This window comes from Lentzea californiensis, assembly GCF_024648825.1.
Taxonomy (GTDB): domain Bacteria; phylum Actinomycetota; class Actinomycetes; order Mycobacteriales; family Pseudonocardiaceae; genus Lentzea; species Lentzea californiensis.
The window spans coordinates 230,228-249,400 of sequence record NZ_JANBBE010000002.1; the positions used below are offsets into that span (position 1 = coordinate 230,228).

General features: G+C 69.9%; 20 protein-coding genes. 15 read left to right on the top strand and 5 right to left on the bottom strand.

The annotated features are described in order from the left end of the window. Positions 1-118: 118 nt before the first annotated feature. Positions 119-1,861: a proline--tRNA ligase gene (locus LX88_RS11975; RefSeq protein ID WP_258947852.1), complete on the top strand. Its 1,743-nt coding sequence runs from the start codon at positions 119-121 to the stop codon at positions 1,859-1,861. A gap of 476 nt (positions 1,862-2,337) precedes the next feature. Here LX88_RS11975 and LX88_RS11980 read toward each other — a convergent pair whose 3' ends face one another. After that, entirely contained in the window at positions 2,338-3,318 is a 981-nt protein-coding gene (locus tag LX88_RS11980; RefSeq protein WP_258947853.1) for a DUF8017 domain-containing protein, read from the bottom strand. Between the two features lie 119 nt (positions 3,319-3,437). On the opposite strand from LX88_RS11980, the gene LX88_RS11985 reads away from it, so the two are divergent. Then, positions 3,438-4,397, top strand: coding sequence for a YhgE/Pip domain-containing protein (locus tag LX88_RS11985; RefSeq protein WP_258947854.1), 960 nt, complete (start codon positions 3,438-3,440; stop codon positions 4,395-4,397). Here the strand turns inward: LX88_RS11985 and LX88_RS11990 are convergent. Together LX88_RS11990 and LX88_RS11995 are read right to left on the bottom strand one after the other, a co-directional pair. Next, positions 4,293-4,700 (bottom strand): secondary thiamine-phosphate synthase enzyme YjbQ, encoded by a 408-nt coding sequence (locus LX88_RS11990; protein ID WP_258947855.1) that lies wholly within the window; start codon positions 4,698-4,700, stop codon positions 4,293-4,295. The two genes, LX88_RS11985 and LX88_RS11990, sit on opposite strands and share 105 nt — an antisense overlap. Positions 4,701-4,704: 4 nt before the next feature. Continuing rightward, positions 4,705-5,262 (bottom strand): sugar O-acetyltransferase, encoded by a 558-nt coding sequence (locus LX88_RS11995; RefSeq protein WP_258947856.1) that lies wholly within the window; start codon positions 5,260-5,262, stop codon positions 4,705-4,707. A gap of 22 nt (positions 5,263-5,284) precedes the next feature. On the opposite strand from LX88_RS11995, the gene LX88_RS12000 reads away from it, so the two are divergent. From LX88_RS12000 to LX88_RS12015, 4 genes are all read left to right on the top strand, one after another. Beyond that, entirely contained in the window at positions 5,285-6,238 is a 954-nt protein-coding gene (locus LX88_RS12000; RefSeq protein WP_258947857.1) for a glycosyltransferase, read from the top strand. 11 nt (positions 6,239-6,249) lie between these two features. Further along, entirely contained in the window at positions 6,250-6,714 is a 465-nt protein-coding gene (locus tag LX88_RS12005; RefSeq protein ID WP_258947858.1) for a DUF4442 domain-containing protein, read from the top strand. Then, positions 6,707-7,660 (top strand): aminotransferase class V-fold PLP-dependent enzyme, encoded by a 954-nt coding sequence (locus LX88_RS12010; protein ID WP_258947859.1) that lies wholly within the window; start codon positions 6,707-6,709, stop codon positions 7,658-7,660. The genes LX88_RS12005 and LX88_RS12010 overlap by 8 nt, the downstream gene beginning before the upstream one ends. Positions 7,661-7,727: 67 nt before the next feature. Further along, positions 7,728-8,444 (top strand): hypothetical protein, encoded by a 717-nt coding sequence (locus LX88_RS12015; RefSeq protein WP_258947860.1) that lies wholly within the window; start codon positions 7,728-7,730, stop codon positions 8,442-8,444. A 7-nt stretch (positions 8,445-8,451) separates the two neighbouring features. On the opposite strand, the gene LX88_RS12020 is transcribed toward LX88_RS12015, so the two are convergent. Both LX88_RS12020 and LX88_RS12025 read right to left on the bottom strand, forming a co-directional pair. Beyond that, complete coding sequence (locus tag LX88_RS12020) at positions 8,452-8,874, bottom strand: ferritin-like domain-containing protein (protein ID WP_258947861.1); 423 nt, start codon at positions 8,872-8,874, stop codon at positions 8,452-8,454. Then, complete coding sequence (locus tag LX88_RS12025) at positions 8,871-9,314, bottom strand: hypothetical protein (protein WP_258947862.1); 444 nt, start codon at positions 9,312-9,314, stop codon at positions 8,871-8,873. Before LX88_RS12025 ends, LX88_RS12020 begins: the two co-directional genes overlap by 4 nt. Positions 9,315-9,441: 127 nt before the next feature. On the opposite strand from LX88_RS12025, the gene rimP reads away from it, so the two are divergent. From rimP to LX88_RS12070, 9 genes are all read left to right on the top strand, one after another. Continuing rightward, positions 9,442-9,966 (top strand): ribosome maturation factor RimP, encoded by a 525-nt coding sequence (gene rimP / locus LX88_RS12030; RefSeq protein WP_090074532.1) that lies wholly within the window; start codon positions 9,442-9,444, stop codon positions 9,964-9,966. Next, positions 9,963-10,976 (top strand): transcription termination factor NusA, encoded by a 1,014-nt coding sequence (gene nusA, locus LX88_RS12035; protein ID WP_090074529.1) that lies wholly within the window; start codon positions 9,963-9,965, stop codon positions 10,974-10,976. The genes rimP and nusA overlap by 4 nt, the downstream gene beginning before the upstream one ends. A 126-nt stretch (positions 10,977-11,102) precedes the next feature. Beyond that, positions 11,103-11,342: a YlxR family protein gene (locus LX88_RS12040; protein ID WP_245983337.1), complete on the top strand. Its 240-nt coding sequence runs from the start codon at positions 11,103-11,105 to the stop codon at positions 11,340-11,342. An 87-nt stretch (positions 11,343-11,429) separates the two neighbouring features. Next, on the top strand, positions 11,430-14,654 hold the full coding sequence (gene infB / locus LX88_RS12045) for a translation initiation factor IF-2 (protein WP_258947863.1): 3,225 nt from the start codon (positions 11,430-11,432) through the stop codon (positions 14,652-14,654). A 70-nt stretch (positions 14,655-14,724) separates the two neighbouring features. Then, a complete protein-coding gene (locus tag LX88_RS12050) occupies positions 14,725-15,021 on the top strand; it encodes a DUF503 domain-containing protein (RefSeq protein WP_258947864.1) in 297 nt (98 codons plus the stop codon). 13 nt (positions 15,022-15,034) lie between these two features. After that, a complete protein-coding gene (gene rbfA / locus LX88_RS12055) occupies positions 15,035-15,484 on the top strand; it encodes a 30S ribosome-binding factor RbfA (protein ID WP_258947865.1) in 450 nt (149 codons plus the stop codon). Between the two features lie 165 nt (positions 15,485-15,649). Further along, entirely contained in the window at positions 15,650-16,636 is a 987-nt protein-coding gene (locus LX88_RS12060; protein WP_258947866.1) for a DHH family phosphoesterase, read from the top strand. After that, entirely contained in the window at positions 16,633-17,766 is a 1,134-nt protein-coding gene (locus tag LX88_RS12065; RefSeq protein ID WP_258947867.1) for an ROK family transcriptional regulator, read from the top strand. The genes LX88_RS12060 and LX88_RS12065 overlap by 4 nt, the downstream gene beginning before the upstream one ends. Positions 17,767-17,813: 47 nt before the next feature. After that, positions 17,814-19,118 carry an MATE family efflux transporter gene (locus LX88_RS12070; protein ID WP_258948233.1) on the top strand — a complete coding sequence of 435 codons (1,305 nt, stop codon included), beginning with the start codon at positions 17,814-17,816 and terminating at the stop codon, positions 19,116-19,118. Positions 19,119-19,173 lie beyond the last annotated feature (55 nt).

Consider the following 19,173-nt stretch of genomic DNA (forward strand, 5'->3'; position numbering starts at 1 on the left):
GGGGGTCTGACAGTTCCGGTCGCCGCAGGTCAGAGGCGAACCGGAGCACCGCGCGCGATTTCGGGGAACGTCCAACCAGTACGCTGCTACAACTGCCCGTGAACGAGGAGTACCCACCGTGATCACCAGGATGTCGTCGCTGTTCCTGCGCACCCTTCGCGAGGATCCGGCGGACGCCGAAGTGCCCAGCCACAAGCTGCTGGTGCGCGCCGGCTACGTCCGCCGCGTCGCTCCGGGCGGGTACACCTGGCTGCCGCTGGGCCTCAAGGTCCTGCGCAACATCGAGGCCGTCGTCCGCGAGGAGATGGACGCCTTCGGCGCGCAGGAGATCCAGTTCCCCGCGCTGCTGCCCAAGGAGCCCTACGAGGCGACGAACCGGTGGGAGGAGTACGGCCCCAACCTGTTCCGCCTCAAGGACCGCAAGGGCGCCGACTACCTCCTCGGCCCCACGCACGAGGAGATGTTCACCCTCACCGTGAAGGGCGAGTACAGCTCCTACAAGGACTACCCGGTCACGCTGTACCAGATCCAGACCAAGTACCGCGACGAGGCGCGTCCCCGTGCGGGCATCCTGCGCGGCCGCGAGTTCCTGATGAAGGACTCGTACTCGTTCGACCTCACCGACGAGGGCCTGAGCCAGTCGTACAAGGACCACCGCGACGCCTACATCCGCATCTTCGACCGGCTCGGCCTGGAGTACGTGATCGTCTCCGCCACGTCCGGCGCGATGGGCGGCTCGGCGTCCGAGGAGTTCCTCGCCGTCGCCGAGACGGGCGAGGACACGTTCGTCCGCAGCACCGAGTCCGGTTACGCGGCGAACGTCGAGGCCGTCGCGACGCCCGTGCCCCCCGCGCAGTCGATCGACGACAAGCCCGCGGCCCAGGTGCACCACACGCCGAACACGCCCACCATCGAGACGCTGGTGGACTTCCTCAACGCGAACACCGACCGCAAGTTCACCGCGGCGGACACGCTGAAGAACGTCCTCGTGAAGGTCAAGCACCCCGGCAAGGACTGGGAGCTGCTCGCGATCGCCGTCCCCGGTGACCGCGAGGTCGACTTCAAGCGCCTCGAGGCAGCGCTCGAACCGGCCGAGGTCGCGATGCTGGAAGCGGCGGACTTCGCCAAGAACTCGTTCCTGGTCAAGGGGTACATCGGCCCGGGAGCGATCCAGGCCAACGGTGTCCGCTTCCTCGCCGACCCCCGCATCGTCACGGGCACCGCGTGGGTCACCGGTGCCGACAAGGCCGACCACCACGTCGTCGACCTGGTGGCGGGCCGCGACTTCACCCCCGACGGCGTCATCGACGTCGCCGAGGTCCGCGAGGGCGACGCGTCGCCGGACGGCAAGGGCGTGCTGGTCGCCGCGCGCGGCATCGAGATCGGCCACATCTTCCAGCTCGGCCGCAAGTACGCGGACGCGTTCTCGCTCGACGCCCTCGGCCCGGACTCCAAGCCCGTCCGCATCACCATGGGCTCGTACGGCGTCGGCGTCTCGCGTCTCGTCGCGGTCATCGCGGAGCAGTCGCACGACGACCGCGGCCTGATCTGGCCCCGCAACGTCGCGCCCGCCGACGTCCACGTCGTGGTCGCAGGCAAGGACGAGACGCTCATGGGCGCCGGCGAGGACTTCGCGAAGCAGCTCAGCGCCAAGGGCCTCAAGGTCCTGCTGGACGACCGCAAGGCGAGCCCCGGCGTGAAGTTCGCGGACGCCGAGCTCGTCGGCATCCCGACGATCCTGGTGATCGGCCGCGGCCTGAAGGACGGCACGGTCGAGGTCAAGGACCGCCGCTCCGGCGAGCGCGCCGAGGTGCCGGTCGCCGAAGCCGTCGAGCACCTGGTGCAGGTCGTCAACAGCTGAGATCGGAACTGAACGCCGGGCAGTGCGCTGGAAGTTGGGGCGCGCGGCCCGGCGTTCGGCGTTTCGGCGGGGAGCGGTCAGGGCAGCGTGGACCGCGCACGTTCGGCGAGGCGGGACGCCCGGGGGAGCGCGCCGCGACGTGCGAGAAGGACCTCGGCCGGGTTGGTGCGGCGTGGATGCGGCTCGGCCTCGCGTGGTGGCTCGCCGCCGTCCAGGTCGGACGGCCGCGCGCGGCCCGGCGTTTCGGCGACGAGCGATAGGGCCGTCCGCGAGGGGTGGACCCGTTGCCTGACGCGGTCCTGTCGAATGGCGGCGCGCGGCAGGGTTCACGCGTCGGGGAACCTTCGGGCGGCGGTCGTTCCGAGTAGTGCTGTCGAACCGTTGCGCGGCCGGACAAGGCGTGCAAGCCGCGCGGCCGGCGTCGTGCGCACCGTTGCCCGCCGCCGTCCACGTCGGACGGCGGCGCGCGGGAGGTCCTACGAGGTCGGGATCAGCGACTCGACGATCTTCTGCAGGTCGGACTCCTTGGGCAGAGGCGGGGTGGTGCCGCCACCGCCTCCCTCCAGGTCGCCGTTGACGACCAGCACGTGCAGCTTGTTGCTGCCGTTGAGCACCACGACCTTGAGCATGCCCTTGCTCGCCAGGCACTTGTTGCTGGTCTGCGTGACGGTGGCGTCGACCTGCACACCGTCGATGGTGACCTTCTTGCCGTCCTTCTGGGTGTGCTGGATCTTCACCGGCTTGGGCTGCGTCGTCGTGACCGTCGGGGCACCGCCCGACGAGTAGTACTGCGTGGCGAGGGCCTTGGTGAAGTCGGTGGCCGTGGTGTTGATGTCGCTCTTCGGGAGCAGCGTGCCACCGTTGGTGCCCTTGGTGAACGACTTGCCCTCGCAGGTGTAGTCGCCGTAGGTGGTGACGCCGGACAGCGAGATGCCCGTGAAGCCCTCCACCGGAATCTTGGCGTCCGCGATGACGTCCCAGTTCTTCGGGACCTCGTAGTTGAAGCCGAGCGCCGTCTCGACGCACTGCCGGCCCTCGTTCTTCGGGCAGGCGGCGTCGGTCGGCTGCGCGGAGGTACTGGGCGACGGGGACGGGTCGTTCGTCGCCGTCGTGCCGCCCGAGCGCGAGAGCAGGAGCCAGGTGAGGCCGCCGCCTACGAGCAGCACGAGGACCACGGCGCCGAGCACCAGCCAGAGCGTCTTCTTGCTCTTCTTCGGCGGCTCGTCGTCGAAACCGCCGTACACGCCGAGGCCGCCGTACCCGCCGTAGCCCTGCTGCGGGAACTGGCCCTGGTCCGGGAATTGGCCCTGCTGCGGGAAACCGCCGGTCTGCGGGTACCCGCCGGTCTGGTAGCCGCCCGTCTGGTACCCACCGCTCTGGTGGTCACCCTGTTGCTGCTGGCCCCAGCCCTGCTGGTCGTTCCAGCCGCCCTGTCCGCCGCCACCTGGGTAAGTCACGGGGAAACGGTACCTGGTGGGTCTGACAGCGGTTCAATTCATCACGCGTTGACTTCCGTGGCGGGCGAGGCGTAGCGTGCCCGTTAAATTCAACGCATGATGAACTAAGGGGCCCGATGATGCGCACCGTGCTGATCACCGCCGTCGCAGGTGCTGCGGTGGCGTTCCTCCTGGGACTGCTGACGTTCGGCGTGCAGGCGACCGTGCACCCGCACGACGTCCCACTCGCCGTGGTGGCGCCTCCGCCGATAGCGGAACGCGTCGCGAGAGCCGACTCCGCCGAGGTCGACATCAGGGTCGTGTCCGCGGACGAGGCCCGGAACCTCCTGCGGGACAAGGAGGTCTACGGGGTGCTTGAGATCGCGCCCGGCCAGGCGACGATCCGGCTGAACCCGGCGGTCAACCCGTCCGGCACGCAGGTCGCCCAGCAGGTGCTGACCGGTGTCGCGCAGGGTGCCGGGCTGCCGGTGAAGGTCGAAGCCGCCACCCCCACCGCCGCCGAACGCACCGCGCCGCTCGCCGCGTCCGCGTTGCTGTGGGTCGGCGGGATGATCGCCGGACTGCTGTTCGTGGTGCTGAAGGGCACGAGGCTGAGATGGCTGTCGGCGGTGACCGCCGCCGTCCTCGTCACCGGTTCGACGGTGGGCCTGCTGGCGTGGTGGGGCGTCACGTTCACCGCTCAGGCGCTCGCGTTCATGCTCGCCGTCGCCGTGTCGTTCGCGCTGCTGCAGGCCGGGCTGTTCAAGCACCTCGGCATCCGCGCGATGGGTGTTCTCGGCATCCTCTACCTGATGGCACCGGCGGTCGCGGGCCAGGTGCCCGAGTTGCTCAACCCTGTCTACAAGGCGGTCCTGTGGTCGTGGACGCCGTTCCGGTTCTCGGCGGAAGGCCTGCGCAGCCTCATGTACGACGGTTCCATCAGCACCGAGTGGTGGGTGTTCGGCGGCATCGCGCTCATCGGGCTCGTGTTGCTTCTAGCCGGCAAGAAAGCTCAGACGGACCGTGCGGACGGGATTGTCGACGTTGGTGTCGACCAGGCAGATGGACTGCCAAGTGCCGAGCGTCAGCACACCGCCTAGAACGGGGATCGTCGCGTAGGGCGGCACCAGTGCGGGCATCACGTGGTCACGGCCGTGGCCGGGGGTGCCGTGCCGGTGCCGCCACTTCACGTCGCGGGGCAGGATGCGCTCCAGCGCGGTCAGCAGGTCGTCGTCGCTGCCCGCGCCCGTCTCGATGATGGCGATGCCCGCAGTCGCGTGGGGCACCCACACGTGCAGCAGGCCGTCGCCGTTCTCATCGGCGAGGAACCGTTGGCACTCGCTCGTCAGGTCGTGCACGACCTCGTCGGCACCGGTGCGGATCTGGATCTCCTCGCTGCGCATGACCTCAGATCTTACGAACCACCCGTGCGGGGTTGCCGACCGCAAGCACGTGAGCAGGCAGATCCCGCGTCACGACGCTGCCCGCGCCGACCACCGTGTTGTTGCCGATGATGACGCCGGGGCACACGATCACGCCGCCGCCGAACCACACCTTGTCGCCGATGACGATCGGCGCGGTCGTCTCCCAGCCCTCGATCCGCGCGTCGTGGTCCTCGATCGGGTGCAACGCCGTGAGCAGCTGCACGTTCGGACCCATCATCACGTGATCGCCGATGGTCACCGGTCCGCAGTCGAGGATGACGCCGCCGTAGTTCATGAAGCTGTTCGCACCGACGCGGGTGTTGTAGCCGTACTCGATCTGCAGGCGCTGCATGAACGTCGAGTTCTCGCCGATCTCCGCGACGAACCCCTCGAGGATCGCGTACATCCCGTCGAGGTCCTCCGGGTCGTGCGCGTTGAACCTGGCCATCTCACGCCAGCCGCGGCGCCGGTCCGCGTCCAGCTCGGGGTCCGCCGGCAGGTAGGGCTCGCCGTTGATCATCTTCTCGCGGTTGGTTCCCATGAGGACTCAGTATCGTCACGGCATGCGCGTGCTCTTCGCCAGCATGGCCGCCGCCGGCCACACGTACCCGTTGATCCCGTTGGCGCAGGCCCTGCACAAAGCCGGGCACGAGGTGCACTTCGCGGTCGGCGAGGAGATGCACCCGGTGCTCGGGAAGCTCGGGCTGCGGCCGTTCCGGCCGGGACTGGTGTTCGGTGAGATCTACGCCGAGGACATCGCGCAGGAGCTGGAGCGGTTGCTGCCCGACCTCGTGATCGGAGGGTGGGCGGTGCCCGAGGTCGTCTCCGAGGCGCGGCGCCGCGGGTTTCCCGCGCTGTGGCACGGGTTCGGGCGGATGTTCCCCGAGGGGATCGGCCTCGTGCGGCCCACCGGTGGCCGGCACCTCGACATCTGTCCGCCCTCGTTGCAGGAGGCGAACTTCCTGGAGGAGGAGCGGATCCCGTTGCGGGCGGTGCCGTTCTCGCCGCCCGGTGACGTGCCGGTGCGCACGGCCGGGAAGCTGGTCTACCTCACGCTCGGCACGGCGTTCGGCACGCGGGAACTGCTCGCCGAGGCGGTCGTGGGGCTCGGCAAGATCCCTGAGGCGCAGGTGGTCGTGGCCGCGCCGCACGTCGAGCTCGGCCACGTGCCGCCGAACGTGACGGTCCACCCGTGGCTGCCGCAGGCGGAGGTGCTCCGGTACGCGGACGTCGCCGTCCACCACGGCGGTAGCGGCACGATGCTGGGCGCGCTCGCCGCCGGCGTGCCCCAGGTCGTCCTGCCCCAGGGGGCGGACCAGTTCGGCAACGCGGACGCGCTCGTCGCGGCCGGTGCGGCGCTGCGGCCGGCCGCGTTCAGTGCCGGGCCGATCGCGGACTGCGTGCGACGGCTGCTCGTCGACTCGTCCTATCGGGAAGCCGCTGGTCAGATAGCCCGGGAGATACGTCACACGCCTTCGCCGGAAGAAGTTGCGGACAGTCTGGCGGACGTTGTGTAACACTGTTTTTTATGAAGGCAAGCCGCCTGCGCTTCGGGATGAACCTGTGGCCGCCGTTCCTGTTCGCCGGCATCCGCGTCGTGGAGATCTCGCCGGACTACCGGTACGCGCGGGTGCGGATGCGCCTGCGCCCCTGGAACCGCAACTTCTTCGGCACCCACTTCGGCGGGTCGCTCTTCGCGATGACCGACCCGTTCTGGGTGTTGCTGCTGTTCAACCAGCTCAAGGGCGAGCACGTGGTGTGGGACCGGGCCGGTGAGATCGAGTTCGTCGCGCCCGGCCGCGGCACGGTGTACGCCGAGTTCCGGCTGACCGACGACCACGTCGCCGAGGTCCTGGACCAGACCAGGGACGGCGACAAGGCGTTGATCTGGTTCGAGACGGACGTCGTCGGGCAGGATGGGGCCGTGATCGCACGGGTGAAGAAGCAGGTCTACGCGCGTCGCAAGCGCGACAAGCAGCTCGCGCATGCGTGAGGCCTTCGGAGCGGTCTTCGACGTCGAGCCCGGCTACCTGAACACGGCGTCCATCGGCGTGCCGCCCCGGCACGTCGCCGACGCGGTGGCTGCCTCGCACGAACGGTGGCGGCACGGCCAGGACACGTCGTCCACGTTCAACGAGGTCGTCGAGACCTCGCGCGAGGCGTTCGGGCGGCTGGTCGGGGTGCCCGCGGCCTCGGTCGCCTGCGGCGCGACGGTGTCGCAGTTCGTGTCGCTGGTCGCGCAGTCCCTGCCGGCCGGCTCGAAGGTCTTCGTCGACCCCGGCGACTTCACCAGCGTCACGCTCCCGTTCGTCGCGGCCGGCCACCAGATCGTGTCCACAGTGGAGGAAGCCGATCTCGTCGCCACGAGCGTGGTCCAGTCGGCGGACGGCAAGATCGCGGACCTCGAGGCGTTGCGCGCTTCGGGCAAACCCGTGCTGCTCGACGTGTCGCAGGCCGCCGGGTGGCTGCCGTTGTCGTTGGCGTGGGCCGATTTCGTCGTCGGTGTGGCCTACAAGTGGCTGATGGCACCGCGCGGCGCGGCGTGGATGGCGGTGCGCCCGGACCGGATGGCGTCCCTCAAGCCGTTGGCGGCCAACTGGTACAGCACCGGTGAGAACTACGGCACCGAGCTCGTGCTCCGTTCGGACGCACGGCGCTTCGACCTCTCGCCGACGTGGTTCTCCCACGTCGGTGCGGCGGTTGCGCTCCCGTGGGTCGCCTCTTTGGACCTCGAAGCAGTGCGCGCGCACTGCGTGAGCCTGACGGATCGCCTCCTGACCGGTTTGGGGCTGCCGCCCAACGGCTCGGCGATCGTCTCAGTCGGCGCGCCACCCGTTCAGGGGGTCGTGTCTTCGGTTCGTGCAGGTCGCACGCGGTACGCGTGTCACATGTACAACACGATCGAGGACGTTGACCGGGTGCTCGAAGCGCTCGCGTGACTGCCGTCCGTTACCGTGGGTCCTTGTGTCGGAACCACGCCAGTCACCTGAAGAGGTGACCCAGAACATGCCTCGCTTCCCGCCGAGGCCCACCGACACCGCGCCGTTGTACCCGGCCGACGAGCTCGTGAAGCTGCAGTCGATCATGGACAACCGCCAGGGGCAGCTGCCCCCGCCGCCGCCTCCGCCCCAGCGCAAGTCGACGTGGGTGGGCAAGGCGCTGGCGCTCGTCGGCGTCGCGGTGGTGTCAGGGTTCGTCTGGTGGGTGTTGCAGCCGTCGGACCCGGTCGACAAGCCGGTCGCGCAACCGCAGAAGACCGCGGGGGAGTTCGAGTTCACCACCGTGCCGGAGTTGCCGGAACCGGTGAAGGACAGCGACTGCGCCGCCCACGCGACGAGCCAGACCCAGGCGTTCTTCAAGACCACGCCGTGCCTGCAGCTGACGCGCGCCTTCTACACGGCCAAGCTGCCGGACGGCCGCACCGTGTACTCGTCGGTGTCGGTCGTGAAGATGAAGACGGCCGCCGAGGCGAAGCAGCTGCGGGAGCTCACGCAGAAGGACGGCACCGGCAACGTCAAGGACCTGGTGCTGGACAAGGCCATCAGCGTGCCGCCGCTGACCACGCTGGCCAACGGCGGGTACGCCTCCGAGCAACGCGACCAGCTCGTCGTGATCGTCGAGTCCGACTCACCGACCAGGGGAGCCGACGCGCTCGCGCACAACAAGGACATGAAGAGGGTCTCCAACGACGCGATCAGGCTCGCGTCGTCGTTCGCCGGCTGACACCCGGTCAGCCCGAGGCGACACCCGGCATCGTGATCGATGCCGGGGCCGACCCGGCCGCCTTGCGCCACCGCGTCGCCCGCACCGCCGCCGTCGTCAGCGCCTCCAGCGCCGACGTCCGCAGCGCGGAGTCGTCGGTCCGCTCCAGCACACCCCGCCACGCGGCACAGGTGTCCTGCTCGACGGCCACGAGCGCGGCGAGCGCGGAGGGCCCGTCCGACACCGGCGCGGGCGGCAGGTAGGCCGCTGCGGGCGGGTTCGGGGTCGTGCCGTGGTCACGCAGCCACCGCTCGGTCGTGTCCCGGCGCGCGCGGTGCAGGTTCGAGCCCTCCGCGACGGCCTTGTCGTTCAGGAACGCCGACACCATGCCGTAGGTCCACAACGCCGCGTGCTCGGTGCCGAGGGCGGTCTGCACGGACTCCACGCTCATGCGAGCACCTCCCGCAGCGAGGCGCAGCCGGCGGCCACCGAGCCGACGAGACCGGCTCGGTAGGCGGGCAGCGAGGCGACCGTGGCCGAGGCCTCGCGGACGGCCTCGTCGAGCGCGGTGCGCAACGCGGCCAGCGGGTCCGGCGGCGTGGGCGGAGCGGTGGGGGCGGGCGGCACGGTGGACGACTGCGGCGGGCGTTCGCGGTCGACCTCGGCCTGCAGCAGCGAGGCGTGCGTCTCACGGGCTTTCGCGATCTCCGCGGCCGCGGGCACCGTCGTCAGCGCCTGGGCCAGCTTGGCGTCCGCGCGGGCCTGCGCCGCGAGGGCCGAGAGCGGGTCCGGAGGCGGTGGCGGCGGCGGTTCTGCGGTGCACGCGACGGCGAGCGGCGCGGCGGCCACCGCGAACAGCACCCGGCGGCGGCTGACCGATTCGGAGATCACGCGACCCATGGTGCCAGCAGCCGTGCGGCGCGGTGGGAGCCGGGCGAAGGAGATAGTCTGGTCGTCCACGGCCGCCGAAATACCGTCGGCCGGGGTTTTCATGCGTTCGAACTGAAGGAGACACCACGTGTCCAGCCCGCCGCGCGGAGAGCTTTCCGCGCAGCTAGCACCCGTTGTGCGGGAAGCTCTCGAAGCCGCCGGCTTCGACCTCGACGCGCTCGACGTGAATCAGGCTGGGCGCCGCCGTCTGGTCAAAGTGGTCGTGGACGGCGAGGACGGGATCGGGCTCGACGAGGTCGCCGAGGCGAGCCGCGTGGTCTCCGCCGCACTCGACGAGCACGACCACATCATCAACGGGCCGTACACCCTCGAGGTCACCTCGCCGGGTGTCGACCGCCCCCTGACGCGCCCGCGCCACTGGAAGCGCGCTCACCTGCGTCTCGTGAAGATCAAGCAGCCCGACCAGGCCGAGTGGTTCGGCCGGGTCGGCGAGTGCGACGAGACCGGGGTCGAGCTGCTGCACAAGGACGAGCTGCGACGCGTGGAGTACCGCCACATAGAACGCGCGGTCATGGAGATCGAGTTCAAGCAGCCGCCGGTCGAGGAACTGGCTCGGCTCACTCGGAAAGCACCGGAGGAGGAGCCGAGGTGAACGTCGACATCGCCGCCCTGAGGGCGATCGAACGTGAAAAGGACATCCCCTTCGAGACGGTCCTGGAGGCGATCGAGTCAGCACTGCTGACCGCCTACAAGCACACCGATGGGCATGCCACGCATTCGAAGGTGGAGATCGACCGCAAGACCGGTGTCGTGCGCGTGATCGCGCAGGACCTGGCGCCGGACGGTGTGGTCCGGGAGGAGTGGGACGACACTCCGGAGGGCTTCGGCCGCATCGCGGCCACGACGGCGCGCCAGGTCATCCTGCAGCGCCTGCGCGACGCCGAGCACGAGCGCACGTTCGGTGAGTTCGCCGCCAAGGAGGGCGAGATCATCGCGGGTGTCGTCCAGCGCGACGCCCGTGCGAACGCCCGCGGCATGGTCGTCGTGCAGGTCGGCGACACCGAGGGCGTGCTGCCGCCGGCCGAGCAGGTGCCGGGCGAGCAGTACAACCACGGCGAGCGCATCAAGTGCTACGTCGTGAGCGTGTCGCGCGGTTCCCGCGGGCCGCAGATCGCTCTCTCGCGCACCCACCCGAACCTCGTGCGGCGGCTGTTCGCCCTCGAGGTCCCGGAGATCGCGGACGGCACCGTGGAGATCCCCGCGGTGGCACGTGAGGCAGGTCACCGTTCGAAGATCGCGGTGAAATCAACGGTTGCCGGAGTGAACCCCAAGGGCGCCTGCATCGGCCCGATGGGAGCCCGTGTGCGCAACGTCATGCACGAGCTCGGTGGCGAGAAGATCGACATCATCGACCACTCGGACGACCCTGCCACGTTCGTCGGGAATGCCTTGTCCCCGGCGAAGGTTGTGTCCGTGCGGGTGCTCGACGAGCGCGCCAAGACGGCGCGTGTCGTGGTGCCGGACTTCCAGCTCTCGCTGGCGATCGGCAAGGAGGGCCAGAACGCCCGCCTGGCCGCCCGTCTGACGGGCTGGCGCATCGACATCCGCAGTGACGCGGAGGCTCCGGCCACCGATGCGGTCACATCCGGTTCGGCTGAGTGAGCTCCAGGGGATAGAATTATCAACGGTTCAACGTCGGGAGCGGCTTCCCAGCACATCGGCCCAGTTCGTACGTGTATTGGATGCCGCACACGGACGTTGCCCTCTGAGCTGCTGCGAGTGGTCGCGGTGGACGGTTCGGTGGTTCCGGACCTCCATCGGCGGCTTCCTGGTCGAGGTGCTTGGTTGCATTTCGATCTCGAATGTCTCCGCAACGCCGAGCGGCGACGGGCGTTCTCACGGGCCCTCAAGGTCCAGGGAGCACTCGACGTCGCTTCGCTGCGCGAGCACGTCGAGCAGCAAGGGAAATTGGCTTCGGGACAGCCCCGCGGCCAGCAAGCAACAAGGAAGCAGGTCGACCCGTCATGAGTCAGCCGTGAAGCTGAAGACATGAACGCGCGACGTTAAGACGAGGTCGATGGGACTTGCCCGCCGGCCTCACGACTTAGGAGAGCAGTGGCAGGCAAGGCCCGCGTGCATGAGCTCGCAAAAGAGCTCGGTGTTACGAGCAAGGAAGTTCTCAACAAGCTCGCCGAACAGGGCGAGTACGTGAAGTCCGCGTCCTCGACCGTCGAGGCCCCCGTGGCCCGGCGGCTTCGTGACGCCTACGAAGCCAAGTCCTCGAAGCCGGCTCCCAAGCCGTCCGCTCCGAAGCCGAAGGCACCCGCACCCGCTGCCGCCGCAGCGCCCGCCGCACCGGCGGACGCCAAGCCGGCGGCCGACGACAACAAGCCCGCTGCGGCCAAGGGCATGCCCGGACCTCGTCCGGCCGCCCCGCGCCCGCCGGCCCCGAAGCCCGCACCGGCAGCTCCTGCCGCGCAGGCTCCGGCCCCCGCGGCGCCCGCACCGGCACCCGTGCAGTCCGAGGCTCCGGCAGCTCCTGCCGCGCAGGCCCCGGCCGCGCCCAAGGCAGCCCCGGCTGCCGGCTCCAAGCCGGGCAGTGGTCCGCGTCCGGGCCCGCGCCCGGCTCCGGCTCCGGCTCCGGCTCCGCAGCAGCAGCCTCAACAGCCCCAGCAGCCGCAGGCCCCGGCCGCGTCCGCTGGTGCACAGCCCCAGTCCGTGGTGCCGCCGCGCACGCAGGCTCCCAAGTCTGCGGGCCCGCGCGCCCCGCGTCCGGGCAACAACCCCTTCGGCGTCGGTGGCGGCAACGCTCCGTCGCCGCGTCCTGGACCTCGTCCCGGCCCGCGCCCCGAGCAGGGCGGCGACCGCCCCGCAGGCGGCGGTGCGAAGCCCGGAGACCCGCGTCCGGCGAACCCCCGTCCGAGCGGTGCGCCCGGTCAGGGTGGTCAGCGTCCGGCTGCCGCACAGGGTGGCGGTCGTCCCGGCCCCGGCCAGGGCGGTCCTCGTCCCGGTGGCCCCGGTCAGGGCGGTCCTCGCCCCAACCCGGGCAACATGCCCCCGCGGCCGAACCCCGGCATGATGCCGGGCAACCGTCCGGCCGGTAACAGGCCTGGTCCCGGCGGTGGCGGCGGTGGCCGTCCCGGTGGTGGCGGCGGTGGCGGCGGTCGTCCCGGTGGGGGCGGCGGCGGTGGCGGCGGCTTCCGCGGTGGCGGCGCCGGTGGCGGTGGTGGCGCCGGTGGCGGCTTCCGTCCCGGTGGCGGCGGTGGCGGTGGCGGTGGCTTCCGTCCCGGTGGCGGCGGTGGCGGCGGTGGCGGCTTCCGTCCCGGCGGTGGCGGCGGCGCAGGCGGCGGTGCCCCTGCCGGTGGTGGCGGCGGTTTCCGCGGTCGTCCCGGTGGCGGCGGTGCTGGTCGCGGCGGTACCGCTGGTGCCTTCGGTCGTCCGGGTGGTCCGGCGCGTCGTGGACGCAAGTCCAAGCGGCAGAAGCGCCAGGAGTACATGGACAACATGCAGGCGCCTTCGGTCGGTGGCGTCCGCCTGCCCAAGGGCAGTGGCGAGACGATCCGCCTTCCGCGCGGTGCCTCGCTGACCGACTTCGCCGACAAGATCAACGCCAACCCGGCGTCGCTCGTGCAGGTGCTCTTCCACCTGGGCGAGATGGTCACGGCGACCCAGTCGGTGTCCGACGAGATCTTGGAGCTGCTCGGCACCGAGATGAACTACGTCGTGCAGGTCGTGTCCCCCGAGGAGGAGGACCGCGAGCTGCTCGAGACGTTCGACATCACCTACGGCGAGGACGCCGGCGGTGAGGACGACCTGCAGATCCGTCCGCCGGTCGTGACCGTCATGGGTCACGTCGACCACGGTAAGACCCGCCTGCTCGACACCATCCGCAAGGCGAAGGTGGCCGAGGGCGAGGCCGGTGGCATCACGCAGCACATCGGTGCGTACCAGGTGCAGACCGAGCTCGAGGGCAACCCGCGGCTCATCACCTTCATCGACACCCCGGGTCACGAGGCGTTCACCGCCATGCGTGCTCGTGGTGCGAACGCGACCGACATCGCGGTCATCGTCGTCGCGGCTGACGACGGCGTGATGCCGCAGACGGTCGAGGCGATCAACCACGCCCAGGCCGCTCAGGCGCCGATCGTGGTCGCGGTCAACAAGATCGACAAGGAGGGTGCGAACCCCTCCAAGATCCGCCAGCAGCTCACCGAGTACGGACTGGTCGCCGAGGAGTATGGCGGCGACACGATGTTCGTCGACATCTCCGCGAAGCAGGGCATCAACATCGACAGCCTCCTCGAGGCCATCCTGTTGACCGCCGACGCCTCGCTGGACCTCCGGGCCAACCCGGACATGGAGGCCCAGGGTGTCGCGATCGAGGCGCACCTCGACCGCGGTCGCGGTCCGGTCGCCACGGTGCTCGTCCAGCGCGGTTCGCTGCGCGTGGGTTCCTCGATCGTCGCGGGTGACGCCTATGGTCGCGTCCGCCGCATGGTCGACGAGCACGGCGATGACGTCATCGTCGCGACCCCGTCGCGTCCGGTGCAGGTCATCGGTCTGACCTCGGTGCCGCGCGCCGGTGACTCGTTCCTCGTCGTCGACGAGGACCGCGTCGCCCGCCAGATCGCCGAGCGTCGTCAGGCCCGCACCCGCAACGCCGCCAACGCGGCGAAGCGCAAGCGCGTCAGCCTGGAAGACCTGGACGCAGCGCTCAAGGAAACCAGCGCTCTCACCTTGATCATCAAGGGTGACAACTCGGGTACCGTCGAGGCCCTCGAGGACGCGCTCATGAAGATCGAGGTCGGCGACGACGTCGAGCTGCGCGTGATCCACCGCGGTGTCGGTGGCATCACCGAAGGCGACATCAACCTCGCCGTGGCCGGTTCCGCCATCGTCATGGGCTTCAACGTCCGGGCCGAGGGCAAGGCGACCGAGCTCGCGAACCGCGAGGGTGTGGACGTCCGTTACTACACGGTCATCTACTCGGCGATCGACGAGATCGAGGCGGCCCTCAAGGGTCTCCTCAAGCCGGAGTACGAAGAGGTCCAGCTCGGCCGCGCCGAGGTCCGCGACGTCTTCAAGTCCTCCAAGGTCGGCACGATCGCGGGTTGCATGGTCCTGTCGGGCGAGATCCGTCGCAACGCCAGGGCTCGTCTGCTCCGTGACGGCAAGGTGATCGCGGAGAACCTCCCGATCAGCTCGCTCAAGCGGTTCAAGGACGACGCCACCGAGGTTCGCGAAGGTTTCGAGTGTGGTCTCACGCTCGGCAACTACAGCGACCTCAAGCTGGAAGACATCATCGAGACCTTCGAGATGCGCGAGAAGCCGCGCGCCTAGTCGGTAGGTGAAGGGTGCGGAGCCGTTTAACCGGTGGCTCCGCACCCTTTTCTTCTGGAGGATCTTGCCCATGTACGTGGGTGCTCTGGAATTGGACGTGCTTCTGGGCGACGTCCACTCGTTGAAGGAGAAGCGCTCGGTCGTCCGGCCCGTCGTGGCCGAACTGCGCAAGCGCTTCGAGGTCGCTGTCTCCGAGGCCGGTCACCTGGACCTGCATCGGCGCAGCTTGATCGGTGTGGCGGCGGTCGCCGCCGACTTGGAGCACGTCAGGGACGTTCTAGCCGGCTGTGAAAGGCTGGTCGCGGGACGACCTGAACTTGAATTGCTCTCCGCCCGGACACGATTCGTCGGGCCGGAGGACGACTAGGAAGGGGAGGCTCGTGGCCGACACGGCACGTGCCCGCAAGCTCGCCAAGCGGATCTCGCAGATCGTCGCTTCGGCTTTGGAGCACGAAGTCAAGGATCCGCGGCTTGCCCGGGTCACGATCACCGACACCAAGGTGACCGGGGACCTGCACGACGCGACCGTCTACTACACGGTGCTCGGTGAGCGCCTGAACGTGGAGCCCGACTACGCCGGGGCCGCACTGGCCCTGGAGAGCGCCAAGGGCGTGCTGCGCTCCATGGTCGGAGCTCAGACGGGGGTTCGTTTCACGCCCACGCTGACGTTCATGACCGACACGGTGCCGGACGAGGCGCGGAGGATGGAAGAGCTGCTCGCCAAGGCTCAGGCTGCCGATGCCGAAGTGGCTCGGCGGTCTGCGGGGGCGTCTCCCGCCGGGGAGGCCGACCCGTACAAGGCGCCTCGTGAGGACGACGACGAGGACTGAGTTCTCGTCGGATTTTTTGTGACCAGGGCGGACACGGTGATCGTGTCCGCCCTTTGGTTTTCGCCGGCGGTCCACGTGGCCCACAGGCGCCGGAACTGGATGGAAACTGTCTTGTCTGAGGGTGCCGCACAGCACTTCGAGACGGTTAACGGCTAACGTCTCCCTGTGGCAGACGACCTGAGCACGACCATTGCCGAGGCCGCGCGGTTATTGGCCGGCGCCCGCGATGTGACTTTGCTGAGTCACATCAACCCCGACGCTGACACGCTCGGGAGTGCTCTGGCGGTGGGACTCGCGCTGCACCGGCGCGGTGTGGCGGTGCGGGTGGCGTTCGGCGACCCGGAGGCCGTGCCCGAGAGCCTGAAGGCGCTGGACACCGCCGGGCTGCTCGTCCACCGCGACGAGGTGCCCGAGGCGCCGGAACTGCTGGTCGTCATGGACACGGGCAGCCTGGAACGGCTCGGGCCGCTGAAGAACCGCGTCGCGAACTGCCGTGGGCCCGTCATCGTCGTCGACCACCACGTGTCGAACACGCGGTACGGGACGTTGCACTGCATCGACGAGCACGCCGAGGCCACGGCGCTCATCGCCCTCAAGCTGCTCGACGAGATGGACGCCGAGGTCGACGAGCCGATCGCGCGGTGCATCTACGCCGGGCTCGTGACCGACACCGGTGGCTTCCGGAAGGCCGGGCCCGAGGCGCACCACACGGCCGCACGGCTGCTGGAGACCGGAGTGGACGCGTATGCCGTTACGCGGCCGTTGATGGACGCACATCCGTTCGCGTACCTGGGCATGCTGTCGCGCGTGCTGGCCAAGGCGGAGCTGGACCAGAAGGCAGCGCACGGCATGGGGCTCGCGCACGCGATCGTGAGCATCGAGGACGCTCACGGAGTGCGTAGCGAGGAGGTGGAGAGCGTGATCGACGTGGTGCGCTCCGCCTCCGAGGCCGAGGTCGCGGCCGTGTTGAAGGAGCTCAGGCCCGGGTTCTGGTCCGTGTCGCTGCGGGCCGTGAGCAGGGTCGACGTTCGTGAGGTGGCGCAGGTCCTCGGGGGCGGCGGGCACCGGCTGGCGGCCGGGTTCACGTTCGAGGGGGCCGCGGAGCAGGTCGTTGCCGCGCTCAAGGACGCGTTGGAACGGGTGGGGTCATGACACGGACAGGAAGCCCGCGGCTGCTGCGGGAGATCAACGACCGGGCCGCGATCGAGACCCTGCTGCGCAGCGGGGCGATGACGCGGGCCGAGCTGGAAGAGGTGATCGGGCTGTCCAAGCCCGCCACCGCCCAGCTGCTGGCGCGGCTCGAAGAGGACGGCATGGTCGTCCGCACCGGGTTGCGCGGCGGTGGGCGCGGGCCTCGGGCGCAGATGTGGGCCGTCAACGGCGGCGTCGGCTACGTGGCGGCGGTGGCGTTGTCGGCCGAGCTGATCGACGTGGCGATCGCGGACATCACCGGGTCGCTGCTGGCCGAGCACAGCGCGCCGATGCCCAAGGAGAACACCCTCCGGATCTTCCGGGAGACGGTGCAGAAGACGGCGGCGCTGGCCGGACTGACGCTCGACGCGTTGTCGCACGTCGTCGTCGGCACGCCGGGCGCGGTCGACCCGGCCACCGGTCACCTCGGGTTCGCGCCGCACCTGCCCGGCCTTTCCGCCGTCGACCTGCCGTCGACGTTGCGCGAGCTGCTCGGGACGTCGGTGTCGATCGAGAACGACATCAACCTCGCCGCGCTGGAGGAGATGAGCTCCGGCCGGGCGGCAGGGGTGCGCAACTTCGTGCTGTTCTGGCCCGCGGACGAGATCGGCTCGGCGGTCGTGGTCAACGGCACGCTGCTGCGTGGCGTCACGGGCGGCGCGGGTGAGATCGACTCGATGCAGGTGCCCGGTGGGCGCTACGGCGACCAGGTCGACAGCGAGGCGATCGTGGCGCTCGCAGCCGAGCACGGCATCACCGAGTCGTCCGGACTGGAAGCCGTCGCGCACGCGCTGAACGCCGGTACCGAGGGGCGCGCGTTCCTCACGGCGCTGGCGCACCGGATAGCACTCGGGCTGGCGAACGTCGTGTGCGTGCTCGACCCCGAACTGGTGCTGCTGTCCGGTGCGGTGGCGCACGCGGGCGGCGAGACGTTGTGCGAGCTGGTGGCGGCCGAGCTGCTGAAGCTGGTCGTGCCGCGGACGCCGGTGCACCTCGCGCAGATCACCGCGAACCCGGTGCGGGCGGGTGCGCTGCACTCGGCCCTGGCCGTGGCGCGCGAGCAGGTGTTCGGGTTGCCCCAACGGTCGTGAGTGGCCGCCATCACCGGACGGCAGCGCCTGTGGGCGCATAAGTTCGTCTGGTGGAGGATCGGGTTCCCGCTCGGCGGGTGATCGGGCTGGCGGTGCCCGCCCTGGGGGTGCTGGCGGCCGAGCCGTTGTACGTGCTCGTCGACACGGCTGTCGTGGGCCATCTTGGGGCGTTACCGCTCGCTGGGCTGGCTCTCGGCGGTGTGTTGCTCACGCAGGTGTCGACGCAGCTGACGTTCCTCTCGTACGGCACGACGGCGCGCACGGCTCGGTTGCACGGGGCTGGGCGGCGTCAGGAGGCCGTCGAGGAGGGCGTGCAGGCGACGTGGCTGGCGCTGGCCGCCGGTGTGCTCGTGGTGCTTCTGGGGCAGCTGTTCGCGCGGCCGCTGGCGGAGCTGCTCGCCGGGCCCGGAGCCGTGGCGGACGCGGCGGTGGAGTGGGTGCGCATCGCGTTGTTCGGCGCGCCGTTCATCCTCGTCACGATGGCCGGCAACGGGTGGATGCGCGGTGTCCAGGAGACCAAGCGGCCACTCAAGTACATCCTGATCGGCAACGGCATCAGCGCGGTGTTGTGTCCCGCGCTCGTCTACGGCGCCGGCTGGGGGCTTGAGGGCTCGGCGATCGCGAACGTCGTGGCGCAGGTGCTCTCGGCCGGGCTGTTCTTCAAGGCGCTGTTCGCGGAACACGTGTCGTTGAAGCCGCAGTGGACGGCCATGCGCGCGCAGCTCGGCATGGGGCGCGATCTGGTGTTGCGGAGCCTGGCGTTCCAGGCGTGCTTCATCAGCGCGGCCTCCGTGGCGGCACGGACATCCGTCGGCGCGCTGGGTGCGCATCAGGTCGTGTTGCAGCTGTGGACGTTCCTCGCGCTCGTGCTCGACTCGCTGGCGATCGCGGCGCAGTCGCTCGTCGGCGCGGCTCTGGGAGCGTCGCGGCGCCGGGAGGCGGAGAAGCTCGCCTGGCAGATCACGCGGTACGGGCTGGTGTTCGGCATCGGGCTCGGGGTCGTGTTCGCGGCGTTGTACACCGTGCTGCCGCGGGCGTTCACGACGGACGCCGGCGTGCTCGGCGAGATCCCGAACGCGTGGTGGTTCTTCGTCGCACTGCAACCGATCGCGGGTGTGGTGTTCGCGTTGGACGGGGTGCTGCTGGGTGCCGGCGACGTGAAGTTCATGAGGACGGCGACGCTCGGCTCGGCGGTGATCGGGTTCCTGCCGCTGGTGTGGGCCTCGTACGCGTTCGAGTGGGGGCTCGCCGGCATCTGGACGGGGCTGTCGGCGTTCATGGTGCTGCGGCTGGTGGCGGTGGTGTGGCGTACGCGGTCGGGGGACTGGGCGGTCGAGGGCGCCGTCCGTTAGTCCCTGTGGCCGAACTCACGGCATGAAATCGTTACCAAGAAGGTTGTTTAGGCGA